The organism is Paracoccus zeaxanthinifaciens ATCC 21588 (assembly GCF_000420145.1).
Taxonomy (GTDB): Bacteria; Pseudomonadota; Alphaproteobacteria; order Rhodobacterales; family Rhodobacteraceae; genus Paracoccus; species Paracoccus zeaxanthinifaciens.
On record NZ_ATUJ01000001.1, the window covers coordinates 73,344 to 88,121 of the forward strand.

Annotated in this window: 16 protein-coding genes and 1 tRNA gene; 7 read left to right on the top strand and 10 right to left on the bottom strand. The window is 67.9% G+C overall.

The annotated features are described in order from the left end of the window. Positions 1 to 5: 5 nt before the first annotated feature. Complete coding sequence (locus F804_RS0100380; protein ID WP_022705756.1) at positions 6 to 221, bottom strand: hypothetical protein; 216 nt, start codon at positions 219 to 221, stop codon at positions 6 to 8. Positions 222 to 312: 91 nt separating this feature from the next. Beyond that, complete coding sequence (locus tag F804_RS0100385) at positions 313 to 1,578, bottom strand: sarcosine oxidase subunit beta family protein (RefSeq protein ID WP_022705757.1); 1,266 nt, start codon at positions 1,576 to 1,578, stop codon at positions 313 to 315. Positions 1,579 to 1,750: 172 nt separating this feature from the next. On the opposite strand from F804_RS0100385, the gene ccmI reads away from it, so the two are divergent. From ccmI to F804_RS0100400, 3 genes are read left to right on the top strand one after another with little or no spacing between them, the layout of a single operon-like run. Beyond that, positions 1,751 to 2,974 carry a c-type cytochrome biogenesis protein CcmI gene (gene ccmI, locus F804_RS15155; RefSeq protein WP_022705758.1) on the top strand — a complete coding sequence of 408 codons (1,224 nt, stop codon included), beginning with the start codon at positions 1,751 to 1,753 and terminating at the stop codon, positions 2,972 to 2,974. Then, positions 2,964 to 3,434 (top strand): Holliday junction resolvase RuvX, encoded by a 471-nt coding sequence (gene ruvX, locus F804_RS0100395; RefSeq protein ID WP_022705759.1) that lies wholly within the window; start codon positions 2,964 to 2,966, stop codon positions 3,432 to 3,434. The genes ccmI and ruvX overlap by 11 nt, the downstream gene beginning before the upstream one ends. Beyond that, positions 3,431 to 3,607: a DUF1289 domain-containing protein gene (locus F804_RS0100400; RefSeq protein ID WP_022705760.1), complete on the top strand. Its 177-nt coding sequence runs from the start codon at positions 3,431 to 3,433 to the stop codon at positions 3,605 to 3,607. Before ruvX ends, F804_RS0100400 begins: the two co-directional genes overlap by 4 nt. Here the strand turns inward: F804_RS0100400 and F804_RS0100405 are convergent. Together F804_RS0100405 and F804_RS0100410 are read right to left on the bottom strand one after the other, a co-directional pair. After that, positions 3,589 to 4,485: a DnaJ C-terminal domain-containing protein gene (locus tag F804_RS0100405; protein WP_022705761.1), complete on the bottom strand. Its 897-nt coding sequence runs from the start codon at positions 4,483 to 4,485 to the stop codon at positions 3,589 to 3,591. The two genes, F804_RS0100400 and F804_RS0100405, sit on opposite strands and share 19 nt — an antisense overlap. A 62-nt stretch (positions 4,486 to 4,547) precedes the next feature. After that, positions 4,548 to 5,606 carry an aldo/keto reductase gene (locus F804_RS0100410; RefSeq protein ID WP_022705762.1) on the bottom strand — a complete coding sequence of 353 codons (1,059 nt, stop codon included), beginning with the start codon at positions 5,604 to 5,606 and terminating at the stop codon, positions 4,548 to 4,550. Positions 5,607 to 5,962: 356 nt separating this feature from the next. Between F804_RS0100410 and F804_RS15160 the strand changes: the two genes are divergently transcribed. Next, positions 5,963 to 6,625, top strand: a complete 663-nt coding sequence (locus tag F804_RS15160) for a helix-turn-helix transcriptional regulator (protein WP_022705763.1) — start codon at positions 5,963 to 5,965, stop codon at positions 6,623 to 6,625. On the opposite strand, the gene F804_RS0100420 is transcribed toward F804_RS15160, so the two are convergent. The 3 genes from F804_RS0100420 to gltX form a co-directional block, all read right to left on the bottom strand. Further along, positions 6,602 to 8,089, bottom strand: a complete 1,488-nt coding sequence (locus F804_RS0100420) for a phospholipase D-like domain-containing protein (RefSeq protein WP_022705764.1) — start codon at positions 8,087 to 8,089, stop codon at positions 6,602 to 6,604. The two genes, F804_RS15160 and F804_RS0100420, sit on opposite strands and share 24 nt — an antisense overlap. 377 nt (positions 8,090 to 8,466) lie before the next feature. After that, positions 8,467 to 8,543 (bottom strand) — tRNA-Met (locus tag F804_RS0100425). A gap of 185 nt (positions 8,544 to 8,728) precedes the next feature. Continuing rightward, complete coding sequence (gene gltX / locus F804_RS0100430; protein ID WP_022705765.1) at positions 8,729 to 10,051, bottom strand: glutamate--tRNA ligase; 1,323 nt, start codon at positions 10,049 to 10,051, stop codon at positions 8,729 to 8,731. 84 nt (positions 10,052 to 10,135) lie between these two features. On the opposite strand from gltX, the gene F804_RS0100435 reads away from it, so the two are divergent. Together F804_RS0100435 and F804_RS0100440 are read left to right on the top strand one after the other, a co-directional pair. Beyond that, the gene (locus tag F804_RS0100435; protein ID WP_022705766.1) at positions 10,136 to 10,543 is read left to right on the top strand and encodes a metallopeptidase family protein; all 408 of its coding nucleotides are present in this window, start codon (positions 10,136 to 10,138) and stop codon (positions 10,541 to 10,543) included. A gap of 4 nt (positions 10,544 to 10,547) precedes the next feature. Next, the gene (locus F804_RS0100440; protein ID WP_022705767.1) at positions 10,548 to 11,504 is read left to right on the top strand and encodes a 1-phosphofructokinase family hexose kinase; all 957 of its coding nucleotides are present in this window, start codon (positions 10,548 to 10,550) and stop codon (positions 11,502 to 11,504) included. Between the two features lie 76 nt (positions 11,505 to 11,580). Here F804_RS0100440 and F804_RS0100445 read toward each other — a convergent pair whose 3' ends face one another. After that, entirely contained in the window at positions 11,581 to 11,907 is a 327-nt protein-coding gene (locus F804_RS0100445) for a DUF6280 family protein (RefSeq protein WP_022705768.1), read from the bottom strand. Between the two features lie 359 nt (positions 11,908 to 12,266). Between F804_RS0100445 and efp the strand changes: the two genes are divergently transcribed. Further along, the gene (gene efp, locus F804_RS0100450; RefSeq protein ID WP_022705769.1) at positions 12,267 to 12,830 is read left to right on the top strand and encodes an elongation factor P; all 564 of its coding nucleotides are present in this window, start codon (positions 12,267 to 12,269) and stop codon (positions 12,828 to 12,830) included. 58 nt (positions 12,831 to 12,888) lie between these two features. Here the strand turns inward: efp and F804_RS0100455 are convergent, their stop codons facing one another. Both F804_RS0100455 and pdxY read right to left on the bottom strand, forming a co-directional pair. Beyond that, positions 12,889 to 13,890, bottom strand: a complete 1,002-nt coding sequence (locus F804_RS0100455) for an SGNH/GDSL hydrolase family protein (RefSeq protein ID WP_028725444.1) — start codon at positions 13,888 to 13,890, stop codon at positions 12,889 to 12,891. After that, positions 13,887 to 14,738, bottom strand: coding sequence for a pyridoxal kinase PdxY (gene pdxY / locus F804_RS0100460; protein WP_022705771.1), 852 nt, complete (start codon positions 14,736 to 14,738; stop codon positions 13,887 to 13,889). The genes F804_RS0100455 and pdxY overlap by 4 nt, the downstream gene beginning before the upstream one ends. Positions 14,739 to 14,778: the final 40 nt, after the last annotated feature.

The following is a 14,778-nucleotide window of genomic DNA, read 5'->3' on the forward strand; positions in this document are numbered from 1 at the left end:
CGGTATCAGTTCGCCGGTTCGGGCGATTCGGCCTCGACCGAGACGTCGGGCGCCTCGGCAGGCTCACCGCCGCCGGCATCCACGTTGACCTCGGTGTTGTCGCCGCCACCGGCTGCGGGCATCTCGGCATCGCCGCCCGCCAGGAAGAAGAACAGCAGTGCCACGACGACCACGAGGCCGCCGACGATGAAGTAAAGACCGTTGTTGTTGCGATCGGACATTGGCTTTCCTTTCTCCGTTCGGAGTTGCGAAAAGCTAATGCGGAAACCCCGCCTCGGGTTTCCGGGGGCGCGACACGTGGCGAAACCGTGCTCAATGTGCCACTCCTGCCGCGACGGATTCGTCGATGAAGCGCCCCTCGCGGAAGCGGTCCAGCCCGAAATCGGCGGCCAGCGGTCCGGGGCGGCCCTTGGCGACCAGTTCGGCCATGGCCCAGCCCGATCCGGGGATGGCCTTGAAGCCCCCCGTGCCCCAGCCGCAATTGACGAAGACCCCGCCCACGGGCGTCGTCGACAGGATGGGTGATCGGTCGCCCGTCATGTCCACGATCCCGCCCCATTGGCGCAGCATCTTCAGGCGCCCGATCATGGGGAAGGTCTCGACCAGGGCGCGGACGGTTTCCTCGACATGGTGCCAGCTGCCGCGTTGGGTGAAGTTGTTGAAATGGTCGGTGCCGCCGCCGATGACCATTTCCCCCTTGTCGGATTGCGACAGGTATCCGTGGACGGTGTTGGCCATCACGACGACATCCATGCAGGGCTTGATCGGTTCGCTGACCAGGGCCTGCAGGGCGACGCTCTCGATGGGCAGGCGGAAGCCCGCCATTTCCGCAAGCTGGCTGGAATGACCGGCCACGACCATCGCCAGCTTCTCGCAGCCGATGCGGCCCTTGCTGGTGTTGACGGCGCGGACCTGCCCGCCCTCGGTCTCGACCCCCGTCACCTCGCAGTTCTGGATGATGTGCATGCCCATGTCGGAACAGGCGCGGGCATAGCCCCAGGCGACCGCGTCGTGCCGCGCGGTGCCGCCGCGTTCCTGGTACAGCCCGCCCAGCACGGGATAACGCGGCCCGTCGATATTGATGATCGGCACCAGCTCCTTCAGGCGCTGCGCGTCGATCCATTCGGTGCTGACGCCCTGCAGGTTGTTGGCATAGACGGTGCGCTTGTAGCCGCGCACCTCGTGTTCGGTCTGGGCCAGCATGATCAACCCGCGCGGGCTGAACATGACGTTGTAGTTCAGGTCCTGGCTCAGGCCTTCATACAGCTTAAGGGCCTTGTCATAGATCGCCGCCGACGGATCCTGCAGATAGTTCGACCGGATGATCGTCGTGTTGCGGCCCGTGTTGCCGCCGCCCAGCCAGCCCTTGTCCAGCACCGCCACATCGGTGATGCCGAAGTTCTTGCCCAGGTAGTATGCGGTGGCCAGCCCGTGTCCGCCCGCCCCCACGACGATCACCTTGTAGCGGTCGCGCGGTTCGGGGCTGGCCCATGCGCGGTTCCAGCCCTTGTGCTGGCGCAGCGCCTCGCGGGCGATGGCGAAGACGGAGTAGCGGCCGGAACGGGCGGTATCGGGCATGGGGGCCTCATCGGTGTTTCGGGGCAGCATGGCGGCGCGCAGCCCCACGGGCAAGGCGGCGAACGGCAGATCGCGGCAAAATGCGACATCCCGCCGATGGGCGCGTCACGCCGCCGCTTTCGATCGGGCGGGAATGGCGATAGTCAGGGCAGCGAAGCCAAGGGGGACCCTCATGTTCTGGATCGTCGGGACAGCCATGATCGCCGCGACCGCAGCCGCAATCGCGATGCCGCTGCGCCGTGCGGATGCGCATGCCGAACCGGCGGCGGCCTATGACCTGCGCGTCTATCGCGACCAGCTGCGAGAGGTGGAGCGCGACCTGGAACGCGGCGTGCTGGCCCCCGAGGATGCCGAGCGCCTGCGCCGCGAGATCGGCCGCAAGGTGCTGGATGCCGACCGCCGCATGACGGGGGCCGCGCCCTCGGGCGGCGCGGCGGGCGGGCGCGTCGCGGTGGCGGTGCTGGCCGTGCTGATGGCGGCAGGGGTCGGGCTGTATCTGTGGCAGGGCGTGCCCGGCGCGCGCGACCTGCCCCTGCAGGCGCGGTTCGAGGCCGCCGAGGACGCCTATCGCAACCGCCCGACGCAGGCGCAGGCCGAAAGGCTGGCCCCCGCCCCGCAGGTTCAGGCGGACCAGGATTACCGCGACCTGGTCGACCGGTTGCGCGACCGCGTGGCCGAACGTCCCGACGACCCGCAGGGCCTTGCCCTTCTGGCCGAGAGCGAGGCGAACCTGGGCAACCTCGCCGCCGCGCGCGAGGCGCAGCAGCGGCTGACCGATCTGCAGCCCTCGGCCTTGAGCCACGCGCGGCTTGCCTCGGTCATGGTCGAGGCGGCGGGCGGCATCGTCACCCCCGAGGCCGAGGCCGAGCTGGCCCGCAGCCTGCGCGCCGATCCCGGCCAGCCGCAGGCGCGATACCTGCAGGGCGTGCTGATGGTTCAGAACGGGCGTCCCGACCGCGCCTTTCCGATCTGGCGCGACCTGCTGGAGACCGGCCCCGAGGACGCGCCCTGGAACGATTTCCTGCGCGCGACCCTGCCGGAACTGGCCTGGCTTGCGGGCCAGCCCGATTACGAGCTGCCCGCCCGTCCCGGCCCCACCGCCGACGACATCGCCGCCGCAGGCGATCTGAGCGACGAGGAACGCGCGCAGATGATCGACGGCATGGTCGAGGGCCTGCGCGACCGCCTGGCCCGCGAAGGCGGCAGCCCCGCCGAATGGGCGCGGCTGATCGGCGCGCTGGCCGTGCAGGGCCGGACGGCGGACGCCAACGCGGTCCTGTCCGAGGCCCGCACGATATTCGAGGACAGCGCATCCGCGCTGGACAGCATCAACGCGGCAGCCAGCCGCGCGGGCCTTGACGCCCCCGACACGAAAGGGACCCCGGATGGTCCATGACGACATCGCCGATTTCATGACCGCCCTGCCGCCGATGGGCGCGATCGCGGGGCTCGACCTTGGCACCAAGACCATCGGGGTCGCGGTCAGCGACGGGCTGCGCTCGGTCGCGACGCCGATCACGGTGGTCCGCCGCAAGAAGTTCGGCCTGGACGCGCAGGCGCTGCTGGAGATCGTGGCCGACCGCGACCTCAAGGGCCTGATCCTGGGCCTGCCGCGCAACATGGACGGGTCCGAAGGCCCGCGCTGCCAGTCCACCCGCGCCTTCGCGCGCAACCTGTCGCGGCTGACCGACCTGCCCATCGGGTTCTGGGACGAACGCCTGTCCACCGTCGCCGCCGAACGCGCCCTGCTCGAGGCCGACACCTCGCGCAGGAAGCGCGCCGAGGTGATCGACCAGGTCGCGGCGGGGTACATCCTGCAGGGCGCGCTGGACCGGCTGCGCCATCTGCGCGGATGACACGCAGCCCCTGCATCGGTACCTGCCGGATAGAACCGGACAGCCAGCTGTGCGCGGGATGCCTGCGCACCCTGTCCGAGATCGCGTCATGGGCGGGGATGTCGGATGCGGAACGCCGCGCGGTGATGGACGACCTGCCCGCGCGGCGGAAGGATCAGCCCCGCGGATCGTAGCCGCGGGTCTTGCGCCATTCGGTCAGGAAGGCCGCCAGTTCCTCGTCGGGTTCGGGCATCGCGACGCGCAGCTCGACATGCTGGTCGCCGCCGTTGATGCCGCGTCCGCGCAGGCGCATCTTCTGACCCGAGGTCGCGCCCGCCGGAATGGACAGCCGCACCGGACCGTCGATGGTGGGCGCGGCGACCTTCGCCCCCAGCACGGCCTCGTCGATGGTGATGGGCAGGATCACGTGCACGTCGTCGCCCTCGCGGCGGAACTGCGGATGCGGATCGACCGACACCTCGAGGTACAGGTCGCCCGCCGGGCCGCGGCCCATGCCCGGCTCTCCCTTGCCGCGCAGGCGGATGGACTGACCGTCGCGCACGCCCTTGGGGATCGTCACCTCCAGCGTGCCGCCATCGGGCAGCGTGATGCGCTTGCGCCCGCCGGTGGCGGCGGTCATGAAATCGACCCGCATGGCCATGCGCAGGTCCTCTCCGCGCCGGGTGCCGCCCCCGAAACCGCCGAAGCCCCCGAAGCCGCCACGACGCCCCTGCTGCGACTGCGCCTGCCCGAACAGGTCCGCGAAGATGTCCGACAGGTCGGGATCGCCATGCGACGGCCCCTGGCCGAAGGGGTTGCCGCCGCCACGGCCCCAGCCCGCCATCTTCTCGTTGCCGTCGGCGTCGATCTCTCCGGCGTCGAAGCGTCGGCGGCGGTCCTCGTCCTTCAGCAGGTCATAGGCGGCGGTCGCCGCCTTGAAGCGCGCGGTCGCCTCCGGGTCCGGATTCACGTCCGGATGGTCGGTCTTGACGATACGGCGATAGGCGCTCTTGATGTCGCTGGTGCCGGCACCGCGCGACAGACCAAGCGCCGCATATGGATCGCTTGCCATGCATGGTCCCCATTTGTGCAATCAACCGGGCTGCACCCAAGATAGATGCAGCCCGGCGGGTATCAATAGGGCAACGGATGCGCGCGGTGAAGCCTGTCGATGCCGCGGACCAGATCCTCGGGCAGCTCGCGGCCCAGACCCTCGATCAGGTGCGTCAGCTGCGGCACCGTGGTCGCGCCGATGATCGGCACGACCTTGAAGGGGCGCGTCAGCTGCCACGCGGTCGCCATGTGGACCACGTCCCAGCCATGCTCGGCGGCCAGATCGACGTAATCCTGCGCGGCGGCCATGCCCGCGGCGGTCTTGCGACCGCCCAGGTTGCCTTGCCCGCCGCTTGCCTTGTCCACCGAGGCGCGGCTGCCCTCGGGCATGGCGCCGCCGGCATATTTCCCCGTCAGCAGCCCCGCCGCCAGCGTGGAATAGGACAGCAGCGTCAGGTCCTCGTTCACGACCGTCTCGGCCAGATCGGTGTCGAACAGACGATAGAGCGGCGAATACTCGTTCTGGATCGCGGCCATGCGCGGCGCACCCGTGCGGTCGGCCACGTCGCACCAGCGGGCGGTGCCCCAGGCGCTCTCGTTCGAGAGGCCGATGGCGCGCAGCTTGCCCGCGCGGACGGCCTCGTGCAGGGCCTCCAGCACATCGGCCATGTGGTCCAGCGTGCGGGCCTTGTCCTGCCCCGAGGGATCGTAGCGCCAGTTCTGGCGGAACGCCCAGGATCCGCGCACCGGCCAGTGCAGCTGGTACAGGTCGATGCGGTCCGTCTGCAGCCGCGCCAGCGACGCATCGATGCATTCGCGCACCGTCGCCCCGTCATAGGGCCTGCCGTCGCGCAGGATCTGGCTGGGGCCGGTGATCTTGGTCGCGATCTCGACCCGGTCGCGATTGCCGGTGCGGGCCAGCCAGTTGCCGATGATCTGTTCAGACACGCCGATCGTCTCTCGGCGGACGGGGTTCACGGGATACATCTCGGCCACGTCCATGAAGGTCATGCCGGCATCCAGCGCGATGTCCATCTGGCGATGGGCCTCAGCCTCGGGGGTCTGGTTGCCGAAGGTCATGGTGCCCAGGCAGATCTCGCTGACCTCGACATCGCTGCCGCCAAGTTTCACGCGTTTCATGCTGCTCTCTCCGCAAATCCGTGTCGGAACGACGTTTCGGGGGGCAAGCTAGCGATCGCGGCGCGGAGCGCAAGCAGATCGCAGGCGGCACCGGGCGGACGCCGGCACCCCGCGATGGGGATGCCTGAACCAACAAAAACTGCCTAAACGGCAAAACCAATCAACGCCCGCGCCGGTGACGCACAGGTCAATTAAATAGACAAAACGGTCGTTTCCATAGCGCATTGGGGCTATGTTGCCTGTTGGACACGGGCCCACCGAATGATAGCTCTATTCCAAAGTATATTCTGGCTTCCCTGCGGCGGGAGGCGATCCATTCAATTACAACAAACGCGTGTATTCCAGGCGCTTATTCAATGAACGAAATTCAGGATATCGAAGACAGGATCAGCACGCTGGCCCCGCGCGGCTTCATGTGCGGATACCATATCCGCTTCTCGCGGCCGGTGCGCAGGGTCACGACCTATGCCACGGAATGGACGCAGGAATATACCCGGCGGAACATGATCGTGGCCGACCCCTCGGTGATTTGGGGGATGATGAACGACGGTGCCCTGCGCTGGAGCACGCTTGAACGGCATTGCGACGATCCGATGGGTGTCATGGCGATGGCGCGCAGCTTCGGCGTCGCCTACGGCCTATCGATCGGGGTGGGCGATCCGCAGTCCCGGACGGTCTGCGGCGTCGCGCATGGCAGCCGCGAATTCACCGACGCCGAGGTCGAGGAACTGCTGGACCTGGTCCGTCGGGGCCACGAGATCGTGGGCCGCGACCTGCATCTGCGCCCCATCCTGATCGAGGCGCTGGAGGCCATCGCCTGCGGCATGACCCACGAACAGGCCTGCGCCCATCTAGGCATCTCGCGCACCGCCCTGCGATACCGGCTGAACGCCGCCCGAGAGGCGCTGGACGCGCAGGACAATCGCCAGGCGATCCAGAAGGCAATCGAATCCGGCCTGCTGTCCAGCGACAGCCCCGCCGGCATCGCGCATGGCCTACCGACGGGACCGGCGAAGTGACCGCAGCCTGCGGAACCAGCCCAGCCTGAGACCGCGCCTGGCGGGGGCCTCGAATATCTGGTCGGGGCCATCGGGGTCCAGGATCTCGTTATCGGCCAGCCACTCGACGAAGCCGTTCAGGTCCGGGATCTGGTAAGGCACCAGCGTGCGCCCCTGCCCGCGCGGACGCAGCTGCGCCTCGATCGCGGGGATCAGGCCGCCATGATCCCGAATGGCCGCAGTCATTTCATCCGTGGACAGGCCCAGATGTTCGGCAAGCAGGTCGTCGCGCAGCGCGGTGATGCGCGGGCCGATACCCTCGGCCCCGGGTCGATCCGCCGCCAGCACGACGTCGCATTCCGTATCCAGCCGCATCGAGCGGTTGTTGAAGTTCGACGACCCGACCCGCAGGTACAGATCGTCCACGACCGTCACCTTGGCATGGACATAGATGTCCTCGCCCCCGTCCGTCACCGGATGGTACAGCCGCAGCCGGTCGCGGTGATCCAGCCGCTTCAGCGCCTCGAACAACTTGGCGCGGGCGCTGTCCATCGCGATGGGCTCCAACCAGCCCTGGGCCGAGACCGGGTTCACGATCACGATCTCGGGCGGATCGTCCTCGATCAGGCGGCGCGCGATGGCCTGCGCCACGCGGCGGGACGCGAAATACTGGCTCTCGGCATAGATCGTGCGCCGCGCGCGCGCGATCAGGTCCAGGTACATCTGCTCGATCTCGAAGCTGGGATGCACGTCGGGCATGTCGGGCCGCGTTCGCGCGATGGCAAGCGGCATGTCGCGGAACTCGGGGGTCAGGATCTGCGGCCAGCAGCCCTGCGCATCCGTCACGGGCGCAAGGTCCTGCCCCGTCGCGATCCGCCAACGGTCCCGCGCCAGATCCCCAAGCGCCCGCGCCGCAGGTCCGTCGAAGGCCGAGGTCGCGTCGTGCCAGGGCTTCAGCGCCGCCCCCGAGGGCGCCACGCGGCGCGGATCGTCGTCGCGGTGCTCGCGCGTGTCCCACCGCCCCTCGGTCATGTCGATCCCGCCGCAGAAGGCCAGGCAATCGTCGATCACCACGATCTTGTGGTGATGCGAACTGGCGATCGGATGCTTGCCGTCCAGCCGCAGCGTGATGCGCGGATGCGCCTTCCAGCGCAGGATGGTCAGCAGCGTGTTGCCCCGGAACATCGCCTTGAGCGCGCCCGTGTCCCACCGCAGCAGCCGGATCTGCAACCCGTCGTTCCGATCCGCCAGCCAGCGCACGAAATCGCCCAGCTTCGCGGGGCCGCCATCCTCGGGGTTGCCCAGTTCGATCCGCGCGTCGAAATCCCAGCCTATCATCAGGATGCTGCGGCGCGCCTGCAGCATCGCCTGCCGCACGGCGGTGAAATAGGTGTCGGCATCGACGATGAAGGCAAAGCGGTTCGACTGCTCGATCCGCCAGCAATTGTGACCGGGACGCGTAAGGCGGGTCGTCGAACCTTCCATGCAGCTGTCTTGCGCCCCCTCGTCCGTGTGCGTGCAATTCGCGCGCAGGATGCCGCGTCCCGCGCGGCGTGACAACGTCTGCCGCGCAAGGGTCGTTCCCGCGACCGTCAGCCGCGATGTTGGGCGGGTATCGCGGCGCAATCCGCGATGATGGCCTGCGCGCCGCCTTGCGGACAGGAAACGCGACCGAACGAGGCGATGGTTCAGCAACCCCCGCAGCGCATCGGCGCAAGGCGCGCAATGCGATTGCCTGCGCGATCGGGGGGGGGGGGCGACGGGCTGTTCTGCCCCACCGACATGGCACATAGCCCGATCACGATATTCGGCAGGCGGCATGCCACCAGCCGTGTGGCGCGTATCAACGATGCTGGGGGAAATGGTAGCGGAGGAGGGACTTGAACCCCCGACACGCGGATTATGATTCCGCTGCTCTAACCAACTGAGCTACTCCGCCACGGAGTGCGGGCGATGTACGGCGTGCCGCGAACAAGGTCAAGCGCATTCGGCACGAAATCTGCGCCCCCGGTGCATTTTTCCGGCGCGCCCCCTGCGGGGCTTGAAACGGCCGGGGGGTGCGGGGGGCAGGCAGCCCCCCGCACCCCCCGCGGGACGCAAGAAATCGCGACCGTTCTTCCTGGCTCAGCCGCGTGCCTTGACCACTTCCAGAAGCGGCATGACATCCGACATGTCGGGACCGTGCGCCTGGCCCGTCAGCGCCTTGCGCAGCGGCATGAACAGCCCCTTGCCCTTGCGGCCGGTCGCCTCCTTCACCTTGGCGGTGAATTCGGACCAGGTCGCCTCGTCATAGGGCGGCGGCGGCAGCAGGGTCATCGCCTGGGCGATGAAATCGGCATCCTCGGGGGCGATATCGGGCTCGGCGCCCTTGCTGAAGATCTCCCACCAGGGGCCCAGATCGTCCAGCACCGTGATGTTCTGCGAAGCCACGCGCCAGAAGCGCTCGACCTTGTCGGCAGGCACGCCAAGCGCCACGATCCGGTCGCGCACCGCGTCCAGCGGCAGCGCCTGGTTGCGTTCGCGCGTCAGCGGCCAAAGATCCTCGGCATCGAACTTGGTGGGCGATGCGCCGAACTGCGACAGGTCGAACGCCTGGGCCAGCTCGTCCAGCGAGGACAGCTCGACCGGCTGCCCCGAGCCCAGCCGCGCCATCAGCGAGATCAGCGCCTCGGGGGCCACGCCCGCCTCGCGCAGATCCTTCAGCGACAGCGCGCCGATGCGCTTGGACAGCTCCTCGCCCTTGGCGCCGGTCAGCAGCGAATGATGCGCGAAGGACGGCGGCGTCCCGCCAAGCGCCTGGATGATCTGGATCTGGGTCGCCGTGTTCGTGACATGGTCCGATCCGCGAACGATATGGGTCACGCCCATGTCGGTATCGTCCACGCTGCTGGCGAAGGTGTACAGCACCTGCCCGTCCGCGCGGATCAGCACCGGGTCGCTGACCGACGCCGCGTCGATCGAGATGTCGCCCAGGATGCCGTCGTTCCACTCGATCCGTTCCAGGTCCAGCCGGAAGCGCCAGTAACCCTGGCGGCCCTCGGCGCGCAGGCGTTCCTTGTCGGCATCGCTCAGGTTCAGGCCGGTGCGGTCATAGACCGGCGGCTTGCCCATGTTCAGCTGCTTCTTGCGCTTCAGGTCCAGCTCGGTCGGGGTCTCGAACACCTCGTAGAGCCGGCCCGACGCCTTCAGCGCCTCGGCCTCGGCGCGATAGCGTTCCAGCCGCAGCGACTGGCGTTCCTCGCGGTCCCAGGTCAGCCCCAGCCATTCGAGGTCGCGCTTGATGCCGTCCACGTATTCCTGCTTGCTGCGTTCCTGATCGGTATCGTCCAGCCGCAGGATGAACGTGCCGCCATGCTTGCGGGCGATCAGATGGTTGAACAGCGCGGTGCGCAGGTTGCCCACATGGATATGGCCGGTGGGCGACGGCGCGAAGCGGGTGATGGTCATTGCGGTCTCCTGTCGGGGCTTGCTCTTTCACAACGGGCGTTTTTTGTCCATATCGAGGACGGATCACATGGCAGGGCGGACGCGATGAACGACTGGACCGGATGCGAGGCCCCCGCGGTCTCCGAGATCGAGGCCATTGCCCGAAAGGCGATCGCCAACCTTCCCGTGGCCTTCGCGGGGCCGGCGGCGGATGTGGCGATCCGCGTGGCGGAATTCGCCGACGAGGACATGCTGGACGAATTGCAGATCGACGACGCGTTCGAACTGACGGGTCTCTATGACGGGATCCCGATGACGCAGAAATCGGTGTCGGACCAGATGGCGCTGCCGGACACGATCTGGCTGTTCCGCCGTCCCATCATCGACGAATGGGCCGCGCGCGGGGATGTGGGCCTGGCCGAGCTGGTGCACCATGTCGTCATCCACGAGATGGCGCATCATTTCGGCTGGTCCGACGACGACATCGCCGCCATCGACCGCTGGTGGGAATGACGCCATGAGCGGCCAGACCCCGATCCTGACCGTCACGCTGAACCCCGCGCTGGATGTCAGCACCGCCGCGGACGAGGTGCGTCCCGACCTCAAGCTGCGCTGCGACAAGCCGGTCTTCGATCCGGGTGGCGGCGGCATCAATGTCAGCCGCGCGATCAAGCTGATCGGCGGGCAGTCCCGCGCGATGGTCGCGCTTGGCGGGGCGACCGGCATCCGCATGGGCGAGATGCTGAAGGCCGCGGGCCTCGACGTGTTGCGCCTGACCGCCCCCGGCGAGACCCGCCAGTCCCTGGCCGTCACCGACCGCGCGACCGGCGGGCAGTACCGCTTCGTCATGCCCGGCCCCGAATGGCACATGGCGCAGGTCGGCACCGCGATGGCCTCGATCGCCGAGGCCGCGCTGGCGGGGGGCTGGGTCGTCGTGTCCGGATCGAACCCGCCCGGCATCGCCCCCGGGTTCGAGCAGATGCTGACGGTTCGCCTGAAGGACGGACGCGCCAAGCTGATGGTCGACACCTCGGGCGATGCGCTTATGGCGATGGCGGGGTCGTCGATCCCGGTCGACGTGCTGCGCATGGACAGCCACGAGGCCGAGACCCTTGCGGGCCGCCCCCTGCCTGCCCGCGCAGACAGCGCGGAATTTGCGGCAGGGCTGGTCCGCAACGGGGCCGCGCGGGCCGTGATCGTGGCGCGTGGCGCCGACGGATCGGTCATCGCCGACGAACGCGGCGCATGGCACGCCGAGGCAGCCCCCGTGCAGGTCGTCAGCGCGGTCGGCGCGGGCGACAGCTTCGTGGCGGGCTTCGTCCTTGCGATGGCCCGCGGATGGCCCGCCGAAGAGGCGCTGGCCCTTGGCGCCGCCGCGGCCTCGGCTGCCGTGATGACACCCGCGACCGAGCTTTGCCGCGCGGACGACGTGCGCCACTTCTATTCGCAGCGCGTCGTCACCCGCCTCGCCTGATCGCAGCACTGCCGATCGCAACAAAAGAGGCCGCCCCGAAGGACGGCCCTAGGGCAACCGGCGTGATGAACCGGTATCAGGCGGCCTCGGCCTCGTCGGCCTCTGCGGCCATGCGGCGCTCGCTCTCTTCGCGCGACAGCGCGACCGAGGTGCGCACACCCTTCGCCACGAATTCCATGAGGCCTTTCACCACGCGCTCGTTCGGGTCGATCCCGGCGCAGGACAGCACCTCGCGACCGTCGCGCGACCGCGCCCAACGGGCGATCTGCTCGGGGCCGTTGCCGTATTTCTTGTCATCCGCAATCGCGTCATCCAGCGCGGCAAGAACCACGGCCGCGAACAGCTTGCGGGCACGTTGGCCTTGTTCGAAATTGAAAGCGGAGCCGTCAACAAAATCGCGCATATTATTTGTCCATCACTTGCGGTCACTGCCCGAAAAGCAGGACCATCGGGAAAACTGGACGCTTTCCCTTGTTTCTTACTTCCGTTTCTCCGACGGTGCCGCACTGCTTACGCCGCCGGCACCCCGATTCGATATGCCCTGCACCGCATGGCAGCCATTCGTGCCGTGCATGACACGCAAAAGGTGGGGTAATCCCGTCCCGATCACGCAAATGTCAAACGCGGTTGCCGACAAGCGTCGACTTGACAACGCCACAACTGCCTTTTGGTTGCCTGAGGGGTTCCAGCCCGATATAGGGGCGCCATCCCGCCGTTCAATGATGCAACCGGCGGCACCCCCTCAGAATCGTGAGAATCCTGATGCCCAAGATCAACGGCAACGAAATCCGCCCCGGCAACGTGCTGGAACATGACGGGGGCCTGTGGGCTGCCGTCAAGGTCAACCACGTCAAGCCCGGCAAGGGCGGCGCCTTCGCCCAGGTCGAGATGAAGAACCTGCGCGACGGCCGCAAGCTGAACGAGCGTTTCCGCAGCGAGGACAAGGTCGAGCGCGTGCGCCTGGACCAGAAGGACCAGCAGTTCCTGTACGAGACCGACGGCAAGCTGGTCTTCATGGACAGCGAGACCTTCGAGCAGACCGAGCTTGATTCCGACCTGCTGGGCGAGCGTCGCCCCTTCCTGCAGGACGGCATGACCGCGACCATCGAATATTACGGCGAGGAGCCGCTGTCGGTCGCCCTGCCCCAGAAGGTCACCTGCACCATCGCCGAGACCGAGCCGGTTGTGAAGGGCCAGACGGCTGCCAACAGCTACAAGCCCGCGATCCTCGACAACGGCGTGCGCATCATGGTCCCCCCCTTCGTCGGCGAAGGCGAGGCGATCATCGTGAACACCGAACTGTTCGAATACAGCGAACGCGCCTGAGTTCGCGCACCGCAGGACGATGAAATGGCCGCGCGTCCAGCGCGGCCCTTTTTGCATCCTATCTCTCGACCAGGATGCCGATCAGCGCCTCGCGTTCGCCGGTCTTGCCTGCATCGTGCCTGGCAAAGCTGGTCTGGGCGACGACACGCCCCCAGCCGCGCTTGCGACGAACCGAGAATTCCTGCGCAGCCGCGGCATCCTCTCGACGCCCGCCAAGCAGGACGACATGCTTCATGAGCCGCTTCAGCGCACGCCCCTCGGCGGGGAACTGCATGGAGAAATGGCCCGCCTTGCGACCATCCGTCCTCATGGTCATCGGCTGCCCGCCCTCGGAGGCGATCACATAGGCGCAGATCACCTTGCCATCGGCACGGATCGTGGTTTCCTCGTCGACGGCATAGAGGTCCGCCTTGATGACGCGGTTCTCGAAACGCTCGTCGGGGGCACGGTCGGGCCTGAGAAGGTGCAGCGTCGATCCGTCGAAGCACGGGTCCGACACCGGCACGCGCGCCTGTCCAAGGCGGTTGTTCACGGCTGTCGCGATGCGGCGGGGAAAGCCGGTCCCCAGCTTGTAATGCTGCGGGTCCGAGTAGAAGAAACCCGGCATTCGTCCGCGTTTCGAGGCGAATTCGTCTAGGACAGGACGCATGTCCACGGCGTGAAGCCCCCGCGCCTCGATGAGGGCGAACATCGCATCGCGGTAACCCCGCCTTGCATCGGCCCGCAATTCGGGCTGGTTCCAGAAGATGAGCGGCAGAACCCGGATGTCGCGCCGGGCGGCCAGTTCGAGGAACCACGCAAGGTTGTCCATCAGGCTTTCAAGGGACTGCCCCACCGCCCAGTGCGTCTGCTCGTTCAGCGAATATTCCCAGATGACGGTCGCGCCGTCGGGGATCTCGCCCGACAGCAGGCGATAGGTCGCCATCAGGCTGGTCGATCCCCCGACCGCGAGGTTTGTCACGGCAAGTTCGGGCGCGATCTCGGACCATTGCGCGACCCAGCCGTTGGTCATCAGGCAGTTCGAGCCGCCCACGACATAAACCGTGTCGGGCCTGCTCATGCCAGCGTCTCGGCGGCGAAGGTTCGGGTGGGGGTCACGAATTCCTCCTGCGCGGCGATCAGGCGGATCTCTCGGGTGCCGGCGCGGGCGGTTTCGGACAGCACGCCATGGACCGAGGCCGCGGCGCGGGACAGGGCCTCGGACGGGTTGCCGCTGCGCAGGTGGTGGACGAAGAATAGGGCCGCGACCATGTCGCCCGTGCCGTTGGCGTTCAGCTCCAGCCGGGGGGTGCGGACGCGCCACTGGCCTTGGGCGGTGCTGGCCACCATGTCGATGGCATCGGCGGGCGTATCCTCCAGCAGGACCGAGGTCGCCAGAACGACGCTCGGCCCCATCGCGTGCAGCGCCCCGAGCGCGCGACGCAGCGCGGCCAGGTCGCGGACGGGGGTGCCGGTCAGGAACTCCAGCTCGAAATGGTTGGGGGTCACGATGTCGGCGGCGGGAACGGCGATGTCGCGCATGAATTCGGGGATGCCGGGACGCACGAAGATGCCGCGCCCCACATCGCCGATCACCGGATCGCAGCACCACATGGCCCTGGGGTTCGCCGCGCGCACGGCCTCGGCCGCGTGGATCACCGCGTTGCCGATGTCGGACGACCCCATATAGCCCGAGATCACCCCGTCGCAGCCCGCCAGCACGCCGCGATCGGCGATGCCCTCGACGATCTCCTCGACGGCGGGACCGTCGAAGACGCGGCCCTTCCAGTCGCCATATCCGGTATGGTTGGAGAACTGCACCGTGTGGACGGGCCAGACCTCGACGCCCAGGCGCTGCATCGGAAAGACCGCCGCGGCGTTTCCGGCATGGCCGTAGGCCACGTGCGACTGGATCGACAGGATGTTCATGGCGGCCCCCTTCGGATGATCGGCTTGCCCTTCGATAGGG

Coding starts and splice junctions, on each gene's coding strand:
- F804_RS0100380 (WP_022705756.1), bottom strand. CDS start 221: ATGTCCGATCGCAACAACAACGGTCTTTACTTCATCGTCGGCGGCCTC.
- F804_RS0100385 (WP_022705757.1), bottom strand. CDS start 1,578: ATGCCCGATACCGCCCGTTCCGGCCGCTACTCCGTCTTCGCCATCGCC.
- ccmI (WP_022705758.1), top strand. CDS start 1,751: ATGTTCTGGATCGTCGGGACAGCCATGATCGCCGCGACCGCAGCCGCA.
- ruvX (WP_022705759.1), top strand. CDS start 2,964: ATGGTCCATGACGACATCGCCGATTTCATGACCGCCCTGCCGCCGATG.
- F804_RS0100400 (WP_022705760.1), top strand. CDS start 3,431: ATGACACGCAGCCCCTGCATCGGTACCTGCCGGATAGAACCGGACAGC.
- F804_RS0100405 (WP_022705761.1), bottom strand. CDS start 4,485: ATGGCAAGCGATCCATATGCGGCGCTTGGTCTGTCGCGCGGTGCCGGC.
- F804_RS0100410 (WP_022705762.1), bottom strand. CDS start 5,606: ATGAAACGCGTGAAACTTGGCGGCAGCGATGTCGAGGTCAGCGAGATC.
- F804_RS15160 (WP_022705763.1), top strand. CDS start 5,963: ATGAACGAAATTCAGGATATCGAAGACAGGATCAGCACGCTGGCCCCG.
- F804_RS0100420 (WP_022705764.1), bottom strand. CDS start 8,089: ATGGAAGGTTCGACGACCCGCCTTACGCGTCCCGGTCACAATTGCTGG.
- gltX (WP_022705765.1), bottom strand. CDS start 10,051: ATGACCATCACCCGCTTCGCGCCGTCGCCCACCGGCCATATCCATGTG.
- F804_RS0100435 (WP_022705766.1), top strand. CDS start 10,136: ATGAACGACTGGACCGGATGCGAGGCCCCCGCGGTCTCCGAGATCGAG.
- F804_RS0100440 (WP_022705767.1), top strand. CDS start 10,548: ATGAGCGGCCAGACCCCGATCCTGACCGTCACGCTGAACCCCGCGCTG.
- F804_RS0100445 (WP_022705768.1), bottom strand. CDS start 11,907: ATGCGCGATTTTGTTGACGGCTCCGCTTTCAATTTCGAACAAGGCCAA.
- efp (WP_022705769.1), top strand. CDS start 12,267: ATGCCCAAGATCAACGGCAACGAAATCCGCCCCGGCAACGTGCTGGAA.
- F804_RS0100455 (WP_028725444.1), bottom strand. CDS start 13,890: ATGAGCAGGCCCGACACGGTTTATGTCGTGGGCGGCTCGAACTGCCTG.
- pdxY (WP_022705771.1), bottom strand. CDS start 14,738: ATGAACATCCTGTCGATCCAGTCGCACGTGGCCTACGGCCATGCCGGA.